This is a genomic window from Candidatus Pelagibacter communis (assembly GCF_001179965.1).
GTDB lineage: Bacteria > Pseudomonadota > Alphaproteobacteria > Pelagibacterales > Pelagibacteraceae > Pelagibacter.
On record NZ_CVSH01000052.1, the window covers coordinates 140,304 to 164,081 of the forward strand.

Sequence of the window (23,778 nt, forward strand, 5' to 3'; positions counted from 1 at the left end):
TAAAAATGAAAAAATTTTTTGATACCAGAGGATTTTTTCAAGAAATTTTCTTAAAAAAAAGTTTTAATTTAGATATAAAGTTTACTGCTTTAGCAAAATCTAAGAAAAATGTAATTCGAGGACTACATTTTCAATTAAGAAACAAACAAACAAAATTAATATATGTATGCGAGGGAAAAATATTAGATATTGTTGTAAATTTAAAAAGAGATTCATCGAGTTTTGGCAAAGTTTCCAAGTTTGTTCTGAAAGAAGGTGAAATTTTATTTATTCCTGAATTTTACGCTCATGGATATGAGTGCTTATCAAAAAATGTACAGTATTATATCATCTTGAAAAATATCGGGACGTTAAAAATGAGTCTGGGATTCAGTACAACGATAAAAGTTTAAATATTCCTTGGAAGACCAAAAAACCAGTTTTATCTCAAAGAGATAGTAATCATATTAGTTTTATAGAATTCAAGAAAAAATTTAAATCTTTGTAGATTTATTAGTCTTAGCTTTTAGGAATTTTATCGGCTTTTTAATTATTTTAATAAAGTATAATAATTTTACCAAAATTTTATTTTGATTATTATCAATTCTTATAGAATTCAAATCTTTTAGATGATCAATATAGTTTATTTTACTTGAGTACCCACCTTTTGAGAATGTTCCTAATACCTCATTTTTTTTTGTGGAGATGCCTTTTAAATTAAAATTAACTATCATTTTATAAAAAAAGTCTAAGTCTGCGCTTAGATACTTAGGGTTATATAAGCCAACCTCCATATGTTTTTTGAGTTTAATAAAAAAACCAACTGAATGAGATGTATAAAAACCAAAGCTCAATTTGATTTTCCAAGGATTGAAACCATGCATAAGTTTATATTTCATTACAGTGCCAAATAGAAAATCAATTTTATGGTTATTAAAATAATTGTTTACAATTTTAACAGCATCTGGATTATAAAAATCATCAGCATTAAGAAATCCTACAATTTCACCTTTTGCTTTTTTAATTCCTTTATTCATTGCATCCCAAATTCCATTATCTTGCTCTATAATAATTTTATCAATTTTTTTTTCGTATTTTTTCAATATCTCTATTGTTTTATCAGTAGATCCACCGTCTATAATTATATACTCAATATAGTCATAATTTTGGTTTAAAACGCTTTGAATGGATCTTTCGATAGTTTGTTCAGCATTTTTTACAACTGTTATAATTGTAATTAAGTTATTTTTAAATTTTTGCATTCTTTTAAGATTTGAATATATACATAATAAGTAAAAATTATGAAAAAAATATTTTTCTGGTCTCCCTATCTCTCAAATGTTGCAACAATTAAAAATGTCCTAAACTCAGCAATGTCAATGAAAAAATACAATAAAAAGTCTCTTAATATTTCAATATTAGACGTTATTGGAGAATGGTCAAAGTATGAAAAAGAAATTCAGGCATTAAAAATTAATCTAATAAAAATGCCAGGTTTTAAATTAGATAAATTTTTTCCGATTGAGGGTTTTTTAAAATCAAGAATAATTTTTTTTTTAATATTTTTTTTTAAATTTTTTTCATTAAGAAAAATTATTAAATATGAAAAACCTGAATATTTTATAATACACTTACTATCTTTTTTACCTTTTACTTTAATGATTTTTTCAAATTTTGAAACTAGGTTTATTCTTAGAATATCTGGTTTACCAAAACTCACAATTTTAAGAAAATTATTTTGGAAAATAATATCAAAAAAAATTTATATGGTGACGTGCCCTTCATATAAAACTAAGCAAGATTTATTAAAAATGGGAATTTTTCCTGAAAAAATTTTAAAAACACTTTATGATCCTATTATTGATGTTGATAAAATTAATAAAAATTTGATGAAAACAAATAAATATAATTTTTCAGATAAAAAATATTTTTTAAATATAGGAAGATTAACGAAGCAAAAAAATCAATTGTTATTATTAAAAGCTTTTTCGAAAATATCAAATTCAAATAAAGACTTAAATTTAGTAATAGTCGGAGAGGGAGAAGAAAGAAGTAAACTTGAAAGTTATATAAAGTCTAAAAACTTGGGCACCAAAGTTTTTCTGGTAGGTTATACTGAAAATGTCTATCCTTTAATAAAAAAATCAATTGCAATTATATCAAGCTCTTTGTGGGAAGATCCGGGCGCAGTAATGATTGAGGCATCTTACTGTAACAAAAATGTCATTTCGTCAAATTGTCCTAACGGACCAGAGGAATTTTTATCTTCTGATAGCGGAAATTACTTATTTAGAAATAACGATGTTGTATCACTTATTAATAAAATTAATTGTTTCTTAAACGATGATGAAAATAAGAAATTTTTACAAATTCTTTCTTGTAAAAAAAAAAGTAGAAATTACACAATATTTAAACACTATAAAAGATTAGTTTTATTATTAAAATTAAATTAAGAAAATATGTATAAAGATTTTTTAACTTTATTTATAGTTGTTTCTTTATTTTTAGTTTACTTTTGTAGAAAAAATAATCTGTTAGTTGATTTTAAACTTGAAAAACACAAAAGATTTTCTTCCAAATTCAAAATTAATTCTATAGGTGGAATTCTTTTAATTAGTTTTTTTATATATGAATACTTATTTATAGATCAAAATTTTTCATTATTATTATTTCTTTTTTGTATTTTTTTTATTGGTTTAATGTCAGATGTAAAAAGATTGAATAGTGTAAGTTTAAGATTTATTTTACAAATAGCATTAGTCATATTTTTTGCAAAAATTATTGGTTTAGAAATAACAAGTACCAGGATTGAATTTTTAGATTTAATTTTGTCTAACAATCTTGCAAATGTTATTTTTGTTTCTTTCTGCTTGATGGTATTAATAAATGGTGGAAATTTTATAGATGGTTTGAATGGACTTTTAATAAAATATTTTTTATTAATCTATTTAGTTATATTTTTTAATTTTGACTATAATATAAATACAAATACAGACTTTTTATTAAATTTCATTATAGTTTTATCTTTAATATTGTTATTAAATTTATGTGGATTTATATATATGGGTGACTCGGGGGCATATTTATTATCTTTGTTCACAGGCATCTATCTCATTAATTTCTCATATAACAATGAATACATATCTCCTTTTTTAATCATTGTTCTATTATGGTACCCATGTTTTGAGCTTCTATTTTCAATGATTAGGAGATTTATAGATAAATCAGAAACATATAAGCCTGACACGAGCCATTTACATCAACTTGTATATTATTTTATTAAAAAAAATAAATTCAGTTATAAAAACTCAATAATTCACTTTATAACTTCTCTATTAATAAATTCTTATAACTTATTTATCTTTATATTTGCTATGCATTTTATTTATAATTCAAAAGTATTAATTTTAATGATTATGACAAATATATTTATATACGTTTTATTATATATTTTTCTAAAAAAAAAATATCAAATGGATAATCAATAAATTTGTGCATGGAGTTTTTAAAATTTATAATTATTTATACACTTCTGACTGTATCAATAATTGGATATGGACTAATTTTTTCAAAAAAATTCACGAGTTTTAATAATTTTCAATATGAAAATATTTCTATAGGGTATGTGGGTCTTTTTGGAATTTTTCTCTCGATAATTATATCCTATTTAACAAATTTATTCTTTCCACATAATAATTTACATAATCTTTTTTTCATCTTCATTGGAATAATTATTTTTTTTCTTCTTCAAAATAAAGTTAAAAAGCAATTTATTTCCAAGTACTTTATTTTTTCATACTTAATATCTTTTTTTGCAATTTTTTATTTTAAAAGTCATGACGATTTTTCATACTATCATCTCAGTTTAATAAATAATATTACAGAAAATAAGATTGAATTTGGTCTATCGCATTTTGATATAGCTTTTAATCATGTATCCTCATTATTTTATTTTCATTCTTTATTTAAAACTTTATTTACGGGTGATTATTATTATCAAATTGGGCAATTGAGTATTGTAATATTCGTAAATACAATCTTACTTGAAAATATATTCAAAAAGAATTCTTCTAAACCACTTGATATAAGCTTCTTTTTAAGCATATTTTTATTAATTCTAATTAATATTTTCTTTTATAGATTAGCTGAACACGGAACCGACAGATCAGCTCAAATATTATTTTTTTTGGCCTTTATCTTAGTAATAAATTTGATTAATGAAAATAAAATCGAAAAAAAAATTTTTGAATTATTAATAATTATTTTTAGCTTAATAATATCAATTAAATCATTTTATATATTATACTCTGTTTTATTTTTTATCATTTATTTCAAGTTTTTTAAAATAACAGAAACTTTTAAAATTTTTTCAGTTTTTCCCGTCGCGTATTTCAGTTTACTAATAATATCTTTAATGATTTTAAGTAATATAGCTGCATCAGGGTGCCTATTGTATCCAATATCCCTTACATGTTTTGAAAGTTTTTTTTGGGGATATGGAAAAGATCAAGTAGTAGGAGTAATGCAATGGTATGAAATATGGTCAAAAGCAGGTGCAACTCCAAATTATAGAGTTGATAATTTTGAGGAATATCTTAGAAATTTTAATTGGGTTTCTAACTGGGTAGATAAATATTTTTTTAATAAATTTTCTGATTTTTTTTTGGGAGTAATATTTTCAATCTTTATTTTATACTTATGTTTTTTTCCAAAAAATAAAAATTTAAAAAACTTTAAAAAATATTTTATTATTTATTTCATACTAATATTATTATTAATAGAATGGTTTTGGAATCACCCAGCATTAAGATATGGAGGATTTGTTTTGGTCTTTCTGATTATGACTTTTCCATTTGCAATTTTATTTAAAAATCAAAAATTTACTTTTAAAAAAAAACTTTTACAAATTAAACTAATACTATTGATTATTTTTATAGTATTTTCTTTTCGAAACGTAAATAGACTAATTAATGAATATAATATTTACAATTATAATTTTCTTAAAAATCCAAATTATTCGATTGATAAAGATTATTATACTATGCAAAATGCAAAGAAAAACCTTTTTAAAGATCTAAGTAAATGCGATGAAAATAACTCTTTAGGGAAAATTAAGTGTAAAAAAATTTTAAATTATAATTTTTACTATAATTCTAAAAATTAATTAAATTTTTCTCTTTATCGAATTAATACCAAGTAATATAAGATAATATAAAGATTTAATAAGATTAAATTTTTCATATTCCATAAAAACCGCAAAACCATCGGATAATTTTTGATAAAAGTTTGACGATAATGAGTTTTTTGTCTTATTCCATACAACTAAGCTTTGTGGAAAATTATAAGCATTTATATTATTTTTTGTAATTTTAAGCCATGCAACATAGTCCTCTTTAGTTTTAAGAGGTGGAAATAGTTCCTCCATAATTATTTTTTTGTTTAATTGAACCGTTGATAATCCAATTTCATTTGAACCTAGCAAATCTTTGTAATCTAAAACAGATTTAGGACTTTTTACATTGATTGTTTTCTCCTTAGAAACTACCTTGTCATAATTGCAAAACGTAAAATCATAATTATTTTCTTGCATAAATTTAGTTTGTCTTTCCAGTTTCTCAGGTAGCCAAAAATCATCAGAGTCCACAAAAGCAATAATTTTACCCTTAGCATGTTTGATGCCTATATTTCTTGAAATACCAGCACCTAAATTCTTCGAATTTTTAATAATTTTAATTTTAGGATTTTTTTTAAAATCACTTTCTATCTCAAATAAATCGTTTAAATTTTCATCATCATAAATCAAAATAACTTCAAAGTCTTTGAATGATTGGCTTAAAATAGAATTAATAGTTTTTTTAACATAATTTATTTTTCTATAGTAAGGTAATATGATACTAACAAATGGCATTATTTAATAAGTTAATAATGAAATACTATTATACATCATAAATATATTAAATAAGATAATGAAAGATTTAACTTTGATAATTCCAGCAAAAAAAGAGGCTGAGTCTCTTCCGATTTTCTTGAAAGAAATAGAGAAATATGAATGCAAAAAACTAATAGTGCTTCAGAAAGAAGACTTAGAAACAAAAAAATCAATAGAAAATATTAAAAATATAGAAATCTACGAACAAAATAATAATGGATATGGTAGTGCCTTAATTGAAGGTATTAATTCTGTTAAAACAGATTATTGTTGCATAATTAATGCAGATGGTTCTATGGACCCTAAATATCTAGAAGATATGAAAAAACAATGTACAAATTTGGATTTTGTTTTTGGTTCAAGATATCAAAAACCAGGGGGAGGAAGCGAAGACGATGATGTAGTTACATCAATTGGTAATTTCGTATTTACTTTATCAGGTAATATTTTATTTAATTTAAAAATAACAGATATTTTATTTACTTATATTCTAGGAAAAACTTCTTCTTTCAAAAATTTAGATTTAAATAATTTTGACTTTAGAATTTGTGTTGAAATTCCAATTAAGGCTAAATTTAGAAAAATGAATTATATTTGTGTACCTAGCTTTGAAAGAGAGAGAATAGGCGGAAAAAAGAAAGTTAATGCATTAAAAGATGGATTGCTTATCCTTTCTGAAATTGTTAAATATTTTTTGAAATTAAAGAAATAAATATTTAAATGAAAAAAGTCGCACTAATTTTTGGTATTACTGGTCAAGATGGATCATATTTAGCTGAATTTCTATTAAAAAAAAAATATATAGTTCATGGAGTAAAAAGAAGATCATCATCAATTAATACTGGAAGAATTGACCATATTTATCAAGATCCACAGATTAAAAAAAGAACATTTATTTTACATTATGGAGATATCACAGATTCATTATTAGTAACCAGATTGATTAAAGAAATTAAACCTAATGAAATTTATAATTTAGCCGCCCAATCTCATGTACAAGTATCTTTTGAGTCACCAGAATATACAGCAAATGCAGATGCTTTAGGAGCACTAAGAATACTTGAAGCAATTAGATTCAATAAATTAGAAAAAAAAACCAAATATTATCAAGCAGGCACATCAGAACTATATGGAAGAAATGAAAAAACTCCTCAAAATGAAAGAACAAACTTTCATCCTGCAAGCCCATATGGTGTTGCAAAACTTTATGCGCATTGGATTACGATCAACTATAAAGAAGCCTATAATATATTTGCTTGTAACGGTATTTTGTTTAATCATGAAAGCCCAAGAAGAGGAGAAACTTTCGTCACTCAAAAAATTGTTCAAGCTTTATGCAGAATTAAAAAAAAAAAGCAAAGGATATTATATCTTGGTAATTTATATGCCAAAAGAGATTGGGGGCATGCAAGAGACTATGTTGAGGCAATGTGGCTTATGTTGCAACAAAAAAAACCTATTGATTTAGTAATATCAACAGGCAAGCAATCTACTGTTAAAAATTTTGTCAACAAGGTTTCAAAAAAACTAGATATGAAATTAAGTTGGAAAGGTAAAGGAATATCTGAAAAAGCAGTTGATCAAAATGGAAAAACTATAGTTGCTTGCGATAAAAATTATTATAGGCCTTTAGAGGTAAACAACCTTCTAGGAGATTCAAGAAAAGCTAGAAAATTACTTAATTGGAAGCCAAAAACTGGACTTGATGATTTAATTTCTGAGATGGTAAATTTAGAAATAAATAGGTTTGACTATAAATGAGTATTTTTTTAGCTGGACATAAAGGTCTGGTAGGTTCAGCGATTTTAAGGAAACTGAGAAAAAAAAATTATAAAAAAATAATCACAATAAGTAGAAAAAATCTTGATTTACTAGACCAAAAAGCAGTCCACAGTTTTTTAAAAAAAAAAAAACCAAAAGTTGTTATAATTGCAGCTGCAAAAGTTGGTGGGGTTTATCATAACAATACTCATGGTGCTGATTTCATTTATGAGAATTTGCAAATACAAAATAATTTAATTCATGGAAGTTTTAAGAATAAAGTAAAAAAGGTTATTTTTCTTGGATCAAGTTGTATTTATCCAAAAAAATCCAAGCAACCTATTAAGGAAAAATACCTTTTAACAGGAAAATTAGAAGAAACGAACGAACCTTACGCTGTAGCAAAAATAGCCGGAGTAAAAATGTGTGAGGCTTATAATAAACAATATAAAACTAAATATTTGAGTCTAATGCCAACGAACACTTATGGTCCCAATGATAATTACCATACAAATAACTCTCATTTTTTCCCCGCATTAATTAAAAAAGCTCACGAATGTAAAATTAAAAAGCAAAAAATATTTAAAGTTTGGGGTAGCGGAAAGCCATTAAGAGAATTAATTTTTGTTGACGATATTGCTGATGCATGTATTTTTTTTATGAACAAAAATATAAAAGATACAATTATTAATATAGGGACTGGTAAGGATATGAGGATTAAAGATTATGTTAATTTTTTAATAAAAAAATTGAAACTTAAAGTGAATATTAAATATGACAATAAAAAGCCTGATGGAGTTTTTAGAAAAGTTCTTGATGTAAATCTTGCAAGAAAATATGGATGGAAATCTAAAATATCTTTAGAAAAAGGTTTTGATATCACATATAAAGATTTTGAAAAAAAATATAAAAAAAACCAATGAAAAACATTCTTGTTGTAACAGGTGGTGCAGGATTTGTTGGATCAAATTTAATAAGTTATTTAATAAAAAAGACAAATCATAAAATTATCTCAATAGATAATTATAGCTCTGGGTCAAAAAAAAATCATATTAAAAATCCAAGAGTTAAATATTTTTCATCACATACAAGAAATATTTCTCAGATATTGAAGAAACCAAAAAATATAAATGCAATTTTTCACTTTGGTGAGTTTGCAAGAATTTATCAAAGTTTTTTGAAAATGGATCAATGTTTAGACTCAAATAATATAGGCACAAATGCAGTATTTAATTTTTGTTTAATTAATAAAATAAAACTTATCTATAGCGCAACCTCAGCATCACTGGGAAATCGTGGTAAAGATAAAAATCTTTCCCCTTATGCTTTTTCAAAATCTCAAAATTTAGAATTGCTTGAGAATTTAAAAAAGTGGTTTAAGTTTAAGTACGAAATAATTTATTTTTATAATGTATATGGTCCAAAACAGATAAGTCTAGGTAGCATGGCTACAGTTATAGGAATATTTGAAAATTGTTTCAAAAAAAAAAAATTTTTACCAGTTGTAAAACCTGGTACTCAAACTAGAAGATTTACTCACATAGATGATACAATAAAGGTTTGCTATCTTGCTTGGAAAAATAATTTATGTAGACATTATAGTATCTCACACAGAGAAAGCTATTCCATCTTGCAAGTAGCAAAGCTTTTTAAAAAAAAAATAAAATTTTTACCAAGAAGATCTGGTGAAAGGTATGCATCTGCATTAACAAACATGAATCTTTCAAATCGTGTCTATAAATACTTTGGTAAGAAAAAATTAAAGGATTATGTAGAAGATTTTATTAAAAATAATCAATAATTTATTGTTGATTTTAAGTTTTTTTTAAATATAAATTCAGTGCCTGGTGATTATTGCGAAGGTGTAATACCCGATCCCATTCCGAACTCGGAAGTCAAGCCCTTCTGCGCCGATGGTACTTTGTCTTAAGACATGGAAGAGTAGGACGTTGCCAGGCTATAAAATTACATTAATTATTTTTGTAATTAAATAATCTAAGTTTATAATATTTTTTTTTTTTAAAAAAAAGTCGTATTCAATCTGCATTTTCCGTCTTTTCCAAAACGAAATAGATATTAAATTTGAGAAGGTTTTATCTAAATTAGCATTATGTACTCTCTTCATAGTTAATTTCTTTTGCAGTGAGATCATATCAAATTGTGTGTGAGCAAATAATATTAATTTTATATCTATAGCTAAATAGTTCCAACAAAAAGGTTTTCCTTTCTTAAAAAATTTATAGAGTATTTCTCTACTACAAGATATTGAGCTTGTTCCAAAAATTTGTGGCCAACTAACTAAAATTTTTTTAAATAAAATATTATCTTTGTAGAATTTAATTTTACTTTTTTTTTCGAAGGTATTTGAGAATAAGTAAGGAACATCTTGAACAATTTTATTTTTAGTTTGAACAAATATTTTTGATAAATTATTTAACTTTAAATTGGAGAATTTATCGTCCCCGTCTAAGAGACAAATATATTTTCCTTTTGACTTAAAAAATCCATATTGAATTTGATACATTTGATTTAAAACAGGAAATTTTCTAAACTTTTCTTTAATATGAAAATATTTTAATTTTTTTGTATTTTTATATTTATCTTTCGAAGGTCTTTTTGAAGTGTCAACAACAATTATCTCATAACTAGAGTAGTTTTGATTTAAGCAAGTTTTTATACATTCATTCAAGAACTTTGACTGATTATGAGTATTAATAATTATACTAAAGTCCATTTGTTAAATTATTCAGTATTTTATATGCTGATGCAACAATTCTTTTATTGACCAAATAAATTTAAATAAGTAAAAGTTCTGAAATTATGAAAATAAAAAGTTCATTAAAATCACTAAAATCGAGAGATCTTAACTCTAAATTAGTAAGAAGAAGAGGGCGAGTTTACATAATTAATAAAAAAAATCCAAAATTTAAAGCAAGACAAAAATAAATGGATAACGAGAGTCATAAAAAAACCTGGGACAATTTCACAAAATTTGTACTTTGGGGAACTATAGCTGTAATTGGTGTATTAGTTCTCATGGCAATTTTTTTATTGTAAAAAATTTCATGATTGTAGGATCTATTTCAGAAAATAAAGACTTAGAAAAGAGAATTTCATTAGTACCAGACATAATTAAAAAATATAATAATCTTGGACTAGAAGTGAATATAGTTAAAGGATATGGCGACCATATAGGTTTTAGCGATGATTCCTTTAAAAACGCTGGTGCCAAAATTCTTCAATCAAAAGAAGAAGTAATGAAAAATTCAAATATTTTAATTCAGTTAGACTTGATTAATGAAAATGATTTTTCAATTTTAAATAAAGAAAAAATTTTAATTGGCTCTCTAAACTATTCTCAAAATAAAGATAAAATTGAAAAATTAAAATCCAAAGGAGTAAATATATTTTCTTTAGAATTACTTCCAAGAATTACAAGAGCTCAATCAATGGATATTTTATCATCCCAAGCAAATCTCGCAGGTTATAAAGCTGTGATTGAGGCATTTGCTTTTTTTGAAAAAGCGATTCCGATGATGATGACAGCAGCTGGAACTGTTCCCGCTGCAAAAGTTTTAGTGGTTGGTGCAGGTGTGGCTGGATTGCAAGCTGTTGCTACAGCAAAAAGAATGGGTGCAGTTGTTTTTGCAACCGATGTGAGAATGGCCTCTAAAGAACAAGTGGAGAGTTTAGGAGGCAAATTTTTAACCGTTGAGGGATCAGAAAACCTTGAGACGGAAGGTGGTTATGCTAAAGAAGCGTCTGAAGATTTTAAAAAAAAACAAGAAGAACTTTTATCTGAAACTTTAAAGAAAATTGATATAGTTATTTGTACTGCTTTGATACCAGGAAAAAAGGCACCAATAATTCTTAAAGAGGGTATGATTGAAAATATGCAATCTGGTTCAGTTATTTATGACTTAGCTGCTATTCAAGGTGGAAATTCAGCATATACAAAAGTTGGTGAAATAATTGATAAAAATGGTGTTAAAATAATGGGAGAAAAAAATATACTAAATAAACTTCCAGTATCATCGTCAAATCTTTATGCAAAAAATTTATTTAATTTTGTCTCAAATCTTTATGATAAAGAGAATAAGAAAATTAATATTAATTTAGATGATGAAATTATAAAAAATACATTGTTAAAATAAGTTATTATGGAAATAGATCCTTTTATATTCAGATTAAGTATATTTATTTTATCTATATTTGTGGGTTATTATGTTGTTTGGAGTGTTACTCCATCTCTTCATACACCTTTAATGTCAGTAACAAATGCTATTTCATCAGTAATAATAGTAGGTGCTATAATTGCATCATTAGCTGGAAATTCTAACAAAGTTTTTGATACAGCCAGTATATTTGGCTATCTAGCTATAATTTTAGCAGCAGTAAATATTTTTGGTGGCTTTTTAGTAACTCAAAGAATGCTAGCAATGTACAAGAAGAAGAAAAAAGATAAATAATCATGTCAGCAAATTTATTAGCAATTTTTTACTTAGTTTCCGGAGTATTATTTATTTTAGCTCTCAGAGGACTTTCATCACCTGAAACATCAAGACAAGGTAACTTATACGGAATCATTGGAATGATTATTGCAATAAGTGTTACCGTTATCTCAGTAGGAAATTTCTCAATTGGATTTGTATATTTAATTATTTTTTTAATAGCAGGTGGAACACTAGGAGCATTTATTGCATTTAAAATTCCTATGACTGCTATGCCAGAATTGGTCGCAGGTTTTCATAGTTTGGTCGGTCTAGCAGCAGTGTTTGTTGCAATTTCTGCTTTTTTAAATCCTGAGATATTTAATCTTGGATATCCTGGAGATATAAAAATTGCAAGTTTAGTTGAAATGTCACTAGGTGCAGCAATTGGCGCAATTACATTTACCGGGTCAATTATAGCCTTTTTAAAACTAAGAGGAATAATGTCTGGTTCGCCAATCACATTTGTTGGGCAGCATATTTTAAATCTTGCATTAGGTATAATATTGATTGGATTGATATTCTATTTATGTAAAACTCAATCTGAAAATTTATTTTGGTCATTAATACTAATATCTTTTCTTGTTGGTATATTACTTATTATACCAATTGGAGGTGCTGATATGCCAGTCGTAATATCAATGCTAAATTCTTATTCTGGTTGGGCTGCTGCTGGAATTGGTTTTACTCTTGAAAATACAGCTTTAATTATCACAGGAGCCTTGGTTGGTTCATCAGGTGCAATTTTATCTTACATAATGTGTAAAGGAATGAATAGATCGTTTTTCAATGTTATACTAGGAGGATGGGGAGCAACAGATGACACTTCAAGTAAAAAATCAAGTGAACAAAAACCTGTAAAAAGCGGCAATGCTGACGATGCCGCATTTTTAATGAAGAATGCATCATCAGTAATTATTGTTCCAGGTTATGGTATGGCAGTTGCCCAAGCACAACACGCACTTAAAGAAATGGTTGATTCACTTAAAAAAAATGGTGTTAAAGTTTCATATGCAATCCATCCAGTTGCAGGAAGAATGCCAGGACACATGAATGTTTTATTAGCTGAAGCAAACGTTCCTTATGATGAGGTTTTCGAACTTGAGGACATAAATAATGATTTTGCAAATTGTGACGTTGCATATGTAATAGGTGCCAATGATGTAACAAATCCTGTTGCTAAAACTGATCCACAAAGCCCAATTTACGGAATGCCAATTTTAGATGTTGAGAAATCAAAATCAGTATTATTTGTTAAAAGAAGTTTGTCACCAGGTTATGCTGGTATAGATAACGATTTATTTTATAGAGAAAATACATTAATGTTATTTGCTGACGCAAAAAAAATGACAGAAGAAATAACAAAAAACTTGTAGGATAAATTGATTACAAAAATATTTTGTGACATAGCAGAAATTAGCCAGATTAAAAAATTCAATAAAAAAAAAATTGTTAAAGGTTTTACTACTAATCCAAGCTTAATTAGAAAAGCTGGTGCTAGAGATTACAAATCCTATTGCAAGAAAATTTTAAAAGCTTGTCCTGAAAAACCAATATCCTTTGAAGTCTTTGCAGATGATCATAAAAATATGATTAATCAAGCATATATACTAAACTCACTTGGGAAAAATGTTTATGTAAAAATACCCTTTTGTAATTCAAAGGGCAATTTTTGTGGGAAAATTATTAAAGAATTAAATAAAAAAAATATAAAGCTAAATATTACAGCTGTCTATAGCTCATCACAAACAAAAAAAATTTTAAAGAATATTAATAAAAAATCAAAGGTTATTATATCTATTTTTGCAGGTAGATCTGGTGATACTGGACTAGATCCAATTCCAGAATTTAAAAAAAGTTTATCTTTATGTAAAAATTATAAAAATGTTGAAATTTTATGGGCTAGTGTTAGAGAACCATATAATTTCACTCAAGCAAAGCAATTAAAATGCCATATAATTACTGTACCACCATCAATAATAGAAAAAATAGAAAAATTTGGAAAAAGTTTTAAAGATTTAACGATTGAGACTGTAAGAAATTTTTTAATTGATAGTAGAAAATCAAATTTTAAAATTTAGCTTTCTAAAATGAAAGATAGTAACATTTCAAAATATTATAAGACTTTATCAATATTTTTATTTTTATATTTATCTTTAGTTTTTGGTTTTTATATTGACGAGAATCTTAACTTCGGTGCTATAGGAGATTGGCTACATACAGACAAACCCGTTATTGAAGCTTTATCAGCAGACATTAAAAAAACACTTTTAACTTATGAAAGTTTCGGTCACAGACATTCTCCATTATATTTAATTTTTTTAAGTTTTTTTCATAAATTAGGTCTTTCATTAGACTCAATAAGATTTTTACACTTAAATCTATCAATTTTTCTAGTTTACTATTTTTATAAATGTTTAACTTTTAAATTTGAGAAAATAGATAAAAATTTACTTTTACTAATATCTTTTTCACTTTTTCTTTCACCAACATTTAGATCACTTTCAATTTGGCCCAGTACAAGAATAATTGGATTGATTTTTTTTGTAATATCGATTTATGAGTTTTTGAAATACCAAAAATTTAGTAAAGAGAAATATATCTTTAAAAATTTATTATTTTTAATTTTATCTTCATATATAAGCCCAAATTTTTCAGTTTTCGTGATTTATTTTTTCTTTCATTACATCAAAAAAGAAAATTTAATGTTAATTATTAAATATCTTATTTTTTGTGGAATTTTGTCTTTACCCGCATTTTACTATTTAATCATACTTGATATTAATTTCTTAACAGCTACTACTCCAGGTTCGTCAAATGAGGAAAAAATTGGATTGAGTCTAAACTTCGCAAATAAAATTTTAATAATTTCAAGTATAATTCTATTTCATTTATCACCGTTTTTATTAAATAAATCTATCTTTAGTGAATTTAAAAAAATTAAAAACTTAAACTTATTTATCTTTTTAATAATATTTTTAATATGTTTATTTTATTTTAATTACGTTCCAAATTATACAGGTGGAGGAGTTTTTTTTCAAATTTCATATTATTTTTTTAATAATTATTATTTTTTTTATTTTATTAGCTTAGTATCAATATTTATTTTATGTTTTTTTTGTTACAAAAACCTAAATAATTTTTTAATATTTTCTATTTTAATTATATCTAACATACAGAATACTATATATCATAAATACTACGACCCACTCATATTGATAATTTTTTTTACAATTATTTCAAACTATTTGGTTAAAAATTTTTTTATTAAAAAAAATAGCATTTATTATTTGTACACTTTTTATGTTGGTTTTATTTGTTTGAGGTTAGTTAAGAACTATTTTTTTGCCTAAAATTTAAATTGGTTGCGGGGGACGGATTTGAACCGCCGACCTTCAGGTTATGAGCCTGACGAGCTACCAGACTGCTCCACCCCGCGGTATTAGATTCTATTTTTAAGCTTATTAAGCTTTTTAACTCTTTTTATATTTTCTTGAAGTATTCTTTTTTTTTTTTCAGATGGTTTCTCATAAGTATCTTTCAATCTTATTATTTTGAAAAAACCATCTCTCTGAAGTTTTCTTTTCAAAACTCGAAGAGCTTGCTCAACATTATTATCTTTTACTTCTATTTTAATAACTACCTCCAAAAAAAATGTTTATTAACACTTTAAAAATTTATTGTCTATAAAATTTGTTTATCACTCTTTGCTTGTTTTGCTTTTTCTTTCTCACGTTTTTCTCTTTTAATACGTCTTTCAGCTTTTTCTAGGGCCAAGACCAAATCTTTTTGAGAAAATAAGTTTATGGAAACTGGGTCTTTAGGATTTAAATTATTAAAGTTCCAGTAACTTTTATTTCTTATAGATGTGACTGAATTTTTAGTTATACCTACTAACTTTGCAATTTGAGAGTCTTTTAATTGTGAATGATTTTTTAAAAGCCACAAAGCTGAATCTGGTTTATCTTGTCTTTTAGATAATGGAACATATTTTTTCGTTTTTTCTGATTGGCCAGAAATTTCAATATCACTAATTTTTATTTCCAATGGCCTGTTTTCGTCTTCTGATGATAAATTAATTTCCTCTCGAGTTAATTGCCCGGCCATAATAGGGTTGTAGGGTTTTATACCTTTGGCAACCTCTCCGTCAGCAATACCTTGAACTTCTACCTCATGAAGATTACAAAAATTTGCAATTTGCTTAAAAGTTAATGTTGTGTTTTCAACCAGCCAAACAGCCGTAGCCATCGGCATTAAAAGTCCGTTTGTCATTATTTTTTATCAGATCTAAAGTTTTGGAATTTTTTATTAAACTTACTTACTCTTCCTTTATCTAAAATTTTTTGTTTTCCACCTGTCCATGCAGAGTGAGATTTTGGATCTATCTCTAATTTAAGTATATCTCCTTCCTTACCCCAAGTTGATTTAGTTTCAAATTGTGATCCATCAGTCATTTCAACTTTAATTTTATGGTATTTTGGATGTATATCTTTTTTCATACCGAGACTTATAACAAATGATTTTTATAAAACAATTAAAACTTATCTAAAATTTTAACCATTTTTTCATTAATACTTGGATTAGATGTAATAACTTCAATATCATTAATTTTTTTAATATCTGCCTTATTAACTACACCACCAGCTTCTTGGATTAATAAAATCCCTGGAGCAATATCCCAAATGTTTAAGTTTTCTTGAAAAAATCCATCAAATCTTCCTGATGCCACGTATGCGAGATCTAAAGCTGCGCTTCCTGTATTTCTTTTAGCAAGCTCAACATTTCTAAATTTTTTACCATTTGATGCAAACAAACATTCATTCAAATCTTTTTTTTTTGAAACCCTTATTCTTTTATTATTTAAATATGATCCATTATTCTTTTCTGAGAAAAACATTTCATCTTTTATAGGATCAAAAACTAAACCAGATTTTATAACTCCATGAGATTTTAAAGCTATACAAATGGAAAAATGAGGAATACCATGAAAAAGGTTTGATGTTCCATCAATGGGATCAATAATCCATATATTTTCCTCATCAGTATTTTTTGTAAACCCAGTCTCTTCACTAATAATACAATAATTTTTTTTTGCTTTTAAAAGCTCCTCTATTAAAATTTTTTCAACTTTTTTGTCTGCGTTTGTTACAAAATCTGAAGGACCTTTCTTAGATACTTGTAGATTTTCTATTTCACCAAAATCTCTAATTAGTGATTTCGATGCTTTTTCACAAGCTTTAATCATAATATTTAAGTTAGGCGAAATAGAATTCATTTTATTTATTAAATTTTTTTGACATACTCGAATGTTCTTGTATCAATTAAGACTTCATCACCTATTTCTATAAATGGTGGAACCTGGATTTTGACTCCATTGTCTAAAGTTGCGGGCTTATAAGAGGACGAAACTGTTTGACCCTTGAGTGCTGCGTCAGTCATTTGGATCTTACATGATACCTGATTAGGAAGCTGAACCATTATCGGATCATCATTATGAAAGCTTATAGTAACTTCTAAATTTTCCTTGAGCATGCTACCTTTCTCTCCGACAATATTTTTTCTAATCTCAACTTGCTCAAAGGATTTAGTATTTATAAAATAATAATTTCTTTCATCGTCATACGAATAATTAAATTTATTTTCCTCTACAGATGCTTTTTCTATAGTTTCACTGGATCTAAATCTTTCATTTAATTTTGTATTTTTATTTATACTTTTCATTTCTACCTGTGCAAACGCCCCGCCTTTACCGGGTTTAACATGTTGAGTTTTTAAAACTTCCCATAAATCATTTTTATATTCTAAAAGCATACCAACTCTTATTTCATTTGCTGTTATTTTCATCTTAATTTTTTCAAAGCTTCTATAGGTTTATATTTTTTATTTTTCCAAATGTAGCCTGAGATAGCTAAAAAGTTTGCTTTATTCAATAAGAGTTTTTTATAATTACTTTGTTTAATTCCCCCAATTGCAATAACAGGTATTTTTGCAATTTTTTTCGCATATTTTATGAGATCAATATTTGCTCTAAATTTTGTTTTTTTTGTTTTTGAAGAAAAAAAAGCTCCAATAGCAATATAATCCGCTTTGTTTTGAATGGCTTTTTTAATTAATTTTTTGGAATTGTGACAAGTTACTCCAATAATTTTTTGTCTCAAAACTCTTCTAGCTTTTTGAATATCAATATCCTTTTGACCAATATGACATCCATCAGCATTTATTTGTTTAGCCAGAAAGGGGTCATCATTAATAATAAATTTCACTTTATATTTGTTGCAAATTTTTTGAATTTTTCTTGCAACAGCTAAAATTTTCCTTTTAGGAGTTGTTTTTAATCTTAATTGAAAAAAAAATATTTTTTTTGTTTTAAAAATATCCTCTAATTCATTAAAAAAATAAGAATTATTTATTAAATTTGGAGATATTAAATAGATAAATTTTTTTTTAGAATTTTTAAATTTTCTCAAGATCCTCTGACCATTTTCCTTTAGAAGCAAGCGAACACATTTTTGCTCGTTGATTAAAAACTTCCTGAGTGCCTTTAACATTTTGAATATTTTTTGCCCAGAATTTCAAAGCGCTTTGTTGCAAAGCTCTTCCATAAGAATATGTCATTATGAAATTTGTATCATTAATTAAATTAATACTATTTAAATTTTTTGCAGCTTCAGTTTCAGATTGTCCACCTGATAAAAAAGCAATTCCAGGAACTTCTGAAGGCACAGAGTTTTTTAAACATTTAATTGTTAATTCTGCAATTTCTTTTGTATTGATATTTTTTTTTGAGTTTGATCCTGGTAAAATCATATTTGGTTTTAAAATTATACCACTCGTGTCTACTTTATGTTTTATAAGCTCATCAAAACATTTTTTAATCACTTCAGAAGTTTTATTAAAACACTCTTCAGCACTATGATTACCATCCATAAGAACTTCAGGCTCTACTATTGGAACCATCCCACACTCCTGAACCAACGCAGAATATCTTGCAAGAGCGTGTGCATTTGAATATATTGATAACTTACTAGGATAATTTTCTGAAATTGAATACACAGCTCTCCATTTTGTAAATCTAGCACCTAATTTATAATACTCTTTTAATCTTTCTCTTAGTCCATCTAAACCTTCTGTAATTTTCTCATCAGGCGAGTTGGCAAGAATTTTTGCACCAGTATCAACCTTAATTCCTGGAATTGCACCATTACTTGATATTAACTCTGGAATTTTTATATTCGTTGAACTTTTTTGTTTGATTGTTTCATCATATAAAATTACTCCACCGATGAAACTTTTCATTGCTGAAGAAGAAAAAAGTGTTTCTCTAAATAATAACCTATTCTCAGGGCTTGAAGAAACTCCAACCGCTTCAAGACGTTTTGTCATTGTACCAGTGCTTTCATCAGCAGCTAAAATTCCCTTGCCTTTTTCTAAGATTTTTTTTGCAATATTTTTTAAATCCGTCATGAATTAAGTGCCTTTATACCAGGAAGCTCTTTTCCTTCAAGAAATTCAAGAAATGCTCCACCAGCAGTTGAAACAAAATCAAAATCCTTTACTAATCCAAAATTATTGAGAACCGCCACAGTATCTCCACCACCAGAAACACAGTAAATTTTATTTTCTTTTTTTCTCTTTATAATTTGTTTGGCAATTTCATTACTGCCTTTTGAAAATTCTGGATTTTCAAAATAACCCGCAGGACCGTTCCAAAGTATTGTATTTGAATTATTGATTATATTTTTAATCATTTTAATCGTTTCAGGTCCAATATCTAAAATCATATCATCATTAGATATTTCCGTTAATTTTTTTATAATAGATTTTTCTTCAACACTCTTACCAGTGCTTACATCCAATGGAAAAAAAATTTTACAGTTTTTCTTTTCAGATAGATCAAATATTTCAGAAATTATTTGATCTACATTTTTTTCATATATTGATTTTCCAATTTGATATTTTTTAAATTTAAGAATGTTATTTGCCATTCCACCAACAAAAATTATATTATCAAATTTATCTATTAAATTTTTAATAACAGTTATTTTTGTTGAAATCTTTGATCCCCCAATTATACAAGATATTGGCCTTTTAATATTTGAAGTTATTTTAATTAATGAATTTACCTCTGCCTCTAATTGTATACCAGAGTATGAGGGTATAAACTTTGTAATTGAATGAACTGAGGCATGTTTTCTATGTGAGCATGAAAAAGCTTCATTAACATAAATGTCAGCTAGATTTGCTAAATTTTCAGCAAAAATTGAATCATCACTTTCTTCCTCTTTAAAAAATCTTAAATTTTCAAGCATTACTATATTGTTTCTTTCACTAAAAAAATTTTCAATTTTTATTTTATTAATAGTGTCAGTTATGAATGATATTTTTTGATTTAATTTTCTTTCCAATTCATTACAGACAGGTTTTAAAGAGAGCTCATTTACAATTTTTCCTTTAGGTCTTCCAACATGAGAAAGTATAATTATTTTTGCTTTATTTTTTAATAAATATTGTAATGTAGGAATAGTTTTATCAATTCTGTTTGTATCTATTATATTCGCACCATTTAGCGGTACATTAAGGTCTAATCTGATTAAAATTTTTTTATTATTTAAATCTAAACCTTTACTTTGTATGCTTTTCATTAGATTTTTTTATGAATGTATTCTGCTAGGTCACACATTCTACAAGAAAAACCCCATTCATTGTCATACCAAGCTGATATTTTTCCCATTTTTTTGCCAATTGTATTTGTTAGGCTAGCATCAACAATAGCTGAGTTTGGGTTGTGATTGAAATCAACTGATACTAATTTTTCATTTGTAATATCTATTATACCTTTAAATGATTTTTTAGATGCATCTAAAAAACTTCTGTTTATTTTTTGAACTGATAAATCTTTTTTTGTACAAAAAACTAACTCTATTAAGGAGACATTTGGAGTTGGTACTCTCATCGCTACACCTTCTAACTTACCTTTTAAAGAAGGTATGATCTCCCCAATTGTTTTTGATGCACCTGTGGATGTTGGCACTATTGATTGTGATGCAGATCTCGCTCTTCTCGGATCCTTATGAGAATTATCCAACAATCTTTGGTCAGTAGTAAAAGCATGAATTGTTGTCATAAAACCTTTCTCTATTTGATAATTATCATGAAGAACATTCACTACGGGCGCTAAACAATTTGTAGTACAAGATGCTGAAGAAATTATTTTATCATTTTTATTTATGGATTTTTGGTTAACACCGTAAACTATAGTTTTGTCGGCATTTTTACAAGGTGCCGAAACGATAACTTTTTTTGCACCATTTTTTAAATGAGGTAGAAGTTTTTCCTTTGAATTAAATTTTCCCGTGCATTCAAAAACATAATCAACACCATACTTTTTCCAATTTATATTCTCGATATTTGTTTCTTGAGAAAATGATATTTTGTGTTTTCCAATTGTAATTTTATCTTTATTAAATTTAATTTTAGAATTAAATTTACCATGTATTGAGTCGTGCTTAAGCAAATTTGAGCTTACTTCAGGTCCAGTTCTATTGTTTATATGTTTAATTTCAAAGTTATTATATTTGCCTTCAATAATTGATCTAATAACCATTCTACCAATTCTACCAAGTCCATTAATACCTAATTTTATTTTCATATTTTTTCTTTTATTGCTTTAATTATGTCTGTCGAATTTAGTTTAAAGTGATCATAGATATCTTTGTAGGGAGCACTTTTACCAAAATCATTAATACCAAAATTCATTCCATTAGAACCTGTATATTTTTTCCAGAATTCAGTTTCAGAAGCTTCTATAGATACCAAAAGTTCTGTTCCAGAGAAAATTTCTTTTTTGTAGATCTCATCTTGTTTGTCAAATAACTCTTGACACGGCATTGATATAACTTTTGAATAAATATTTTCTGTGGCTAATTTATGGCTAACTTCGCATGCCAAACTAGTTTCAGAACCGCTTGACAATAATATTACTTTAATATTTTCACCTGTTCTCATTATTTCATATGCTCCTTTAGAGCATTTATTAATTTTGTTATATTCTTTCCTTAAGGGATTAATTTTTTGTCTAGACAATGCAATTACACTAGGTGAGTCATTGCTTTCAAGTGCTAATTGCCAACACTCAAAAGTTTCAACTGTATCTGCAGGTCTAAAAACATTTAAATTAGGAATTGATCTTAAACTAGCTAATTGCTCAACTGGTTGATGAGTTGGACCATCTTCTCCAAGCCCAATCGAGTCATGAGTGAAAATATATATCACTTTTTGCTTCATCATTGCAGCTAATCTAATTGATGGTTTACAATAATCGCTAAAGATTAAAAATGTTCCGCCATAAGGTATTAAACCACTGTGCAAAGACAAACCATTCATAATACCGCACATAGCATGCTCTCTTACTCCATAATGAATATAATTTCCTTTAAAATTTCCTGGTTTAATTATTTGATGTTTTTTAGTTTTGGTGTTATTTGAACCAGCCAAATCAGCTGACCCCCCAATTAAGTTTGGTAAAGTTGAAATTAATTCTAAAAACATTTCAGATGATTTTCTTGTTGCAATAGGATCTAAATTTTTTAAGTAGTTTTTTATTACTTTTTCCATTGATTGATTAATCTGATCTTTATGATTTGTTATTGACCGTCCCAACCAACCAAACTTTTTTATTTCTTTTTGATATTTAGCTTCATCTTTTTCAGCTTTTGCAGATGCTCTATTGCCAATTTCTTTCCACAATTTTTTGATTTCACTTGGAATTTCAAAAGGTTTATAATTCCAATTTAATTTTTTTCTAACCAAGTTAATTTCTTCTTCACCTAGTGGACTTCCGTGAGAAGATGCTTTCCCACCTTTGTTTGGAGAGCCATAACCAATTGTTGTTTTACATGAAATAGCAAAAGGTTTTTTTGCTTTTTGAGCTTTTTTAAGGGCTTTAAAAATTTGTTTTTCATCATGTCCATTTATATTTAGATAATCCCAACCATAACTCTCAAACCTTTTTTTTGTATTATCAGATACTGCTAAATTAGTTGGCCCATCAATTGATATTGAATTATTATCAAATAATAAAATAAGATTTTTTAACTTAAGGTGACCTGCAAAACTTAATGCTTCATGGCTTATTCCTTCCATTAAACATCCATCCCCAGCTAAAACATAAGTCTTATGATTTATAATTTTTTTACCTACCTTATTTTTTAAAATTTCTTCTGCTAGCGCGAAACCAACTGCATTTGCTATGCCTTGACCTAGTGGGCCAGTTGTAGTTTCAATTCCAGATCCTGGGTGATATTCAGGATGTCCTGCACAAATAGAGTCTAATTGTCTAAAATTTTTTATATCCTCTAAAGAAACACTTTTGTAGCCTGTAAGATAAAGAAGTGAATAAAGAAGCATTGATCCATGCCCAGCCGATAAAACAAATCTATCTCTATTTAACCAATCTGGTTTTTTTGGATTAAATTTTAAAAAATCTTTAAATAGAACTGTCACTACATCAGCCATTCCCATGGGCATTCCTGGATGACCAGAGTTTGCTTTTTGTACAGCATCTATTGACAAAAACCTGATGCTATTTGCTAATTCTCTGTGTTGTTTGCTCAAAAATTA

The 23,778-nt window shown here is 26.5% G+C and carries 27 protein-coding genes, 1 tRNA gene, 1 rRNA gene and 1 pseudogene; 16 read left to right on the top strand and 14 right to left on the bottom strand.

Going from position 1 to position 23,778, the window contains the following annotated elements; all coding sequences use genetic code 11:
* The first annotated feature begins 5 nt into the window (after positions 1–5).
* Positions 6–487: pseudogene (locus AMN73_RS03020) on the top strand (dTDP-4-dehydrorhamnose 3,5-epimerase family protein).
* Here AMN73_RS03020 and AMN73_RS03025 read toward each other — a convergent pair.
* Positions 474–1,241 carry a glycosyltransferase family 2 protein gene (locus AMN73_RS03025; RefSeq protein ID WP_075534805.1) on the bottom strand — a complete coding sequence of 256 codons (768 nt, stop codon included), beginning with the start codon at positions 1,239–1,241 and terminating at the stop codon, positions 474–476. The pseudogene AMN73_RS03020 and the gene AMN73_RS03025 overlap by 14 nt on opposite strands.
* Before the next feature lie 39 nt (positions 1,242–1,280).
* On the opposite strand from AMN73_RS03025, the gene AMN73_RS03030 reads away from it, so the two are divergent.
* The 3 genes from AMN73_RS03030 to AMN73_RS03040 are packed head-to-tail and all read left to right on the top strand — an operon-like array spanning position 1,281 to position 5,143.
* The gene (locus tag AMN73_RS03030; RefSeq protein WP_075534806.1) at positions 1,281–2,432 is read left to right on the top strand and encodes a glycosyltransferase; all 1,152 of its coding nucleotides are present in this window, start codon (positions 1,281–1,283) and stop codon (positions 2,430–2,432) included.
* A 6-nt stretch (positions 2,433–2,438) separates the two neighbouring features.
* A complete protein-coding gene (locus AMN73_RS03035; protein WP_075534807.1) occupies positions 2,439–3,467 on the top strand; it encodes an MraY family glycosyltransferase in 1,029 nt (342 codons plus the stop codon).
* A gap of 8 nt (positions 3,468–3,475) precedes the next feature.
* Complete coding sequence (locus AMN73_RS03040) at positions 3,476–5,143, top strand: hypothetical protein (protein WP_075534808.1); 1,668 nt, start codon at positions 3,476–3,478, stop codon at positions 5,141–5,143.
* Here AMN73_RS03040 and AMN73_RS03045 read toward each other — a convergent pair whose 3' ends face one another.
* Positions 5,144–5,887 (bottom strand): glycosyltransferase family 2 protein, encoded by a 744-nt coding sequence (locus AMN73_RS03045; RefSeq protein ID WP_075534809.1) that lies wholly within the window; start codon positions 5,885–5,887, stop codon positions 5,144–5,146.
* A gap of 58 nt (positions 5,888–5,945) precedes the next feature.
* Here AMN73_RS03045 and AMN73_RS03050 point away from each other — a divergent pair, with 58 nt between their 5' ends.
* The 5 genes from AMN73_RS03050 (at position 5,946) to rrf (ending at position 9,627) form a co-directional block, all read left to right on the top strand.
* Positions 5,946–6,620 (top strand): glycosyltransferase, encoded by a 675-nt coding sequence (locus AMN73_RS03050; protein WP_075534810.1) that lies wholly within the window; start codon positions 5,946–5,948, stop codon positions 6,618–6,620.
* Between the two features lie 8 nt (positions 6,621–6,628).
* Positions 6,629–7,669, top strand: a complete 1,041-nt coding sequence (gene gmd, locus AMN73_RS03055) for a GDP-mannose 4,6-dehydratase (protein ID WP_075534811.1) — start codon at positions 6,629–6,631, stop codon at positions 7,667–7,669.
* A complete protein-coding gene (locus AMN73_RS03060) occupies positions 7,666–8,592 on the top strand; it encodes a GDP-L-fucose synthase family protein (protein ID WP_075534812.1) in 927 nt (308 codons plus the stop codon). The genes gmd and AMN73_RS03060 overlap by 4 nt, the downstream gene beginning before the upstream one ends.
* The gene (locus tag AMN73_RS03065; RefSeq protein WP_075534813.1) at positions 8,589–9,470 is read left to right on the top strand and encodes an NAD-dependent epimerase/dehydratase family protein; all 882 of its coding nucleotides are present in this window, start codon (positions 8,589–8,591) and stop codon (positions 9,468–9,470) included. The genes AMN73_RS03060 and AMN73_RS03065 overlap by 4 nt, the downstream gene beginning before the upstream one ends.
* 42 nt (positions 9,471–9,512) lie before the next feature.
* Positions 9,513–9,627 (top strand): 5S ribosomal RNA (rrf, locus tag AMN73_RS03070).
* Here the strand turns inward: rrf and AMN73_RS03075 are convergent.
* Positions 9,627–10,403 (bottom strand): glycosyltransferase family 2 protein, encoded by a 777-nt coding sequence (locus AMN73_RS03075; protein ID WP_075534814.1) that lies wholly within the window; start codon positions 10,401–10,403, stop codon positions 9,627–9,629. The two genes, rrf and AMN73_RS03075, sit on opposite strands and share 1 nt — an antisense overlap.
* Before the next feature lie 86 nt (positions 10,404–10,489).
* Here AMN73_RS03075 and ykgO point away from each other — a divergent pair, with 86 nt between their 5' ends.
* Genes ykgO through AMN73_RS03110 form a run of 7 tightly spaced genes read left to right on the top strand, consistent with a single transcriptional unit; the run spans position 10,490 to position 15,512 of the window.
* A complete protein-coding gene (gene ykgO, locus AMN73_RS03080) occupies positions 10,490–10,615 on the top strand; it encodes a type B 50S ribosomal protein L36 (protein WP_075534815.1) in 126 nt (41 codons plus the stop codon).
* Positions 10,616–10,726: an aa3-type cytochrome c oxidase subunit IV gene (locus AMN73_RS03085; protein WP_075534816.1), complete on the top strand. Its 111-nt coding sequence runs from the start codon at positions 10,616–10,618 to the stop codon at positions 10,724–10,726.
* An 8-nt stretch (positions 10,727–10,734) separates the two neighbouring features.
* Positions 10,735–11,823, top strand: coding sequence for an NAD(P) transhydrogenase subunit alpha (locus AMN73_RS03090; RefSeq protein WP_075534817.1), 1,089 nt, complete (start codon positions 10,735–10,737; stop codon positions 11,821–11,823).
* Positions 11,824–11,829: 6 nt separating this feature from the next.
* Positions 11,830–12,138, top strand: coding sequence for a proton-translocating transhydrogenase family protein (locus AMN73_RS03095; RefSeq protein WP_075534818.1), 309 nt, complete (start codon positions 11,830–11,832; stop codon positions 12,136–12,138).
* A 2-nt stretch (positions 12,139–12,140) separates the two neighbouring features.
* Positions 12,141–13,535 carry an NAD(P)(+) transhydrogenase (Re/Si-specific) subunit beta gene (locus AMN73_RS03100; RefSeq protein ID WP_075534819.1) on the top strand — a complete coding sequence of 465 codons (1,395 nt, stop codon included), beginning with the start codon at positions 12,141–12,143 and terminating at the stop codon, positions 13,533–13,535.
* 6 nt (positions 13,536–13,541) lie between these two features.
* Complete coding sequence (locus AMN73_RS03105; protein ID WP_075534820.1) at positions 13,542–14,240, top strand: transaldolase family protein; 699 nt, start codon at positions 13,542–13,544, stop codon at positions 14,238–14,240.
* 9 nt (positions 14,241–14,249) lie between these two features.
* On the top strand, positions 14,250–15,512 hold the full coding sequence (locus AMN73_RS03110) for a hypothetical protein (RefSeq protein WP_075534821.1): 1,263 nt from the start codon (positions 14,250–14,252) through the stop codon (positions 15,510–15,512).
* A gap of 9 nt (positions 15,513–15,521) precedes the next feature.
* On the opposite strand, the gene AMN73_RS03115 is transcribed toward AMN73_RS03110, so the two are convergent.
* The 11 genes from AMN73_RS03115 to tkt all read right to left on the bottom strand — a co-directional run bounded on the left by AMN73_RS03115 (position 15,522) and on the right by tkt (position 23,772).
* Positions 15,522–15,598 (bottom strand) — tRNA-Met (locus tag AMN73_RS03115).
* A gap of 3 nt (positions 15,599–15,601) precedes the next feature.
* Positions 15,602–15,796 (bottom strand): 30S ribosomal protein S21, encoded by a 195-nt coding sequence (rpsU, locus tag AMN73_RS03120; RefSeq protein ID WP_075534876.1) that lies wholly within the window; start codon positions 15,794–15,796, stop codon positions 15,602–15,604.
* A gap of 47 nt (positions 15,797–15,843) precedes the next feature.
* A complete protein-coding gene (locus AMN73_RS03125; RefSeq protein WP_075534822.1) occupies positions 15,844–16,431 on the bottom strand; it encodes a cell cycle transcriptional regulator TrcR in 588 nt (195 codons plus the stop codon).
* A complete protein-coding gene (gene rpmE, locus AMN73_RS03130; protein ID WP_075534823.1) occupies positions 16,431–16,658 on the bottom strand; it encodes a 50S ribosomal protein L31 in 228 nt (75 codons plus the stop codon). The genes AMN73_RS03125 and rpmE overlap by 1 nt, the downstream gene beginning before the upstream one ends.
* Before the next feature lie 35 nt (positions 16,659–16,693).
* Positions 16,694–17,434 carry an inositol monophosphatase family protein gene (locus AMN73_RS03135; protein ID WP_075534824.1) on the bottom strand — a complete coding sequence of 247 codons (741 nt, stop codon included), beginning with the start codon at positions 17,432–17,434 and terminating at the stop codon, positions 16,694–16,696.
* 8 nt (positions 17,435–17,442) lie between these two features.
* Positions 17,443–18,003 (bottom strand): elongation factor P, encoded by a 561-nt coding sequence (efp, locus tag AMN73_RS03140; protein ID WP_075534825.1) that lies wholly within the window; start codon positions 18,001–18,003, stop codon positions 17,443–17,445.
* The gene (gene thiE / locus AMN73_RS03145) at positions 18,000–18,626 is read right to left on the bottom strand and encodes a thiamine phosphate synthase (protein WP_256997836.1); all 627 of its coding nucleotides are present in this window, start codon (positions 18,624–18,626) and stop codon (positions 18,000–18,002) included. Before thiE ends, efp begins: the two co-directional genes overlap by 4 nt.
* A complete protein-coding gene (locus AMN73_RS03150) occupies positions 18,613–19,623 on the bottom strand; it encodes a class I fructose-bisphosphate aldolase (RefSeq protein WP_075534827.1) in 1,011 nt (336 codons plus the stop codon). The genes thiE and AMN73_RS03150 overlap by 14 nt, the downstream gene beginning before the upstream one ends.
* A complete protein-coding gene (locus tag AMN73_RS03155; RefSeq protein ID WP_075534828.1) occupies positions 19,620–20,801 on the bottom strand; it encodes a phosphoglycerate kinase in 1,182 nt (393 codons plus the stop codon). The genes AMN73_RS03150 and AMN73_RS03155 overlap by 4 nt, the downstream gene beginning before the upstream one ends.
* On the bottom strand, positions 20,801–21,808 hold the full coding sequence (gap, locus tag AMN73_RS03160) for a type I glyceraldehyde-3-phosphate dehydrogenase (RefSeq protein ID WP_075534829.1): 1,008 nt from the start codon (positions 21,806–21,808) through the stop codon (positions 20,801–20,803). Before gap ends, AMN73_RS03155 begins: the two co-directional genes overlap by 1 nt.
* A complete protein-coding gene (tkt, locus tag AMN73_RS03165) occupies positions 21,805–23,772 on the bottom strand; it encodes a transketolase (RefSeq protein ID WP_075534830.1) in 1,968 nt (655 codons plus the stop codon). Before tkt ends, gap begins: the two co-directional genes overlap by 4 nt.
* Positions 23,773–23,778: the final 6 nt, after the last annotated feature.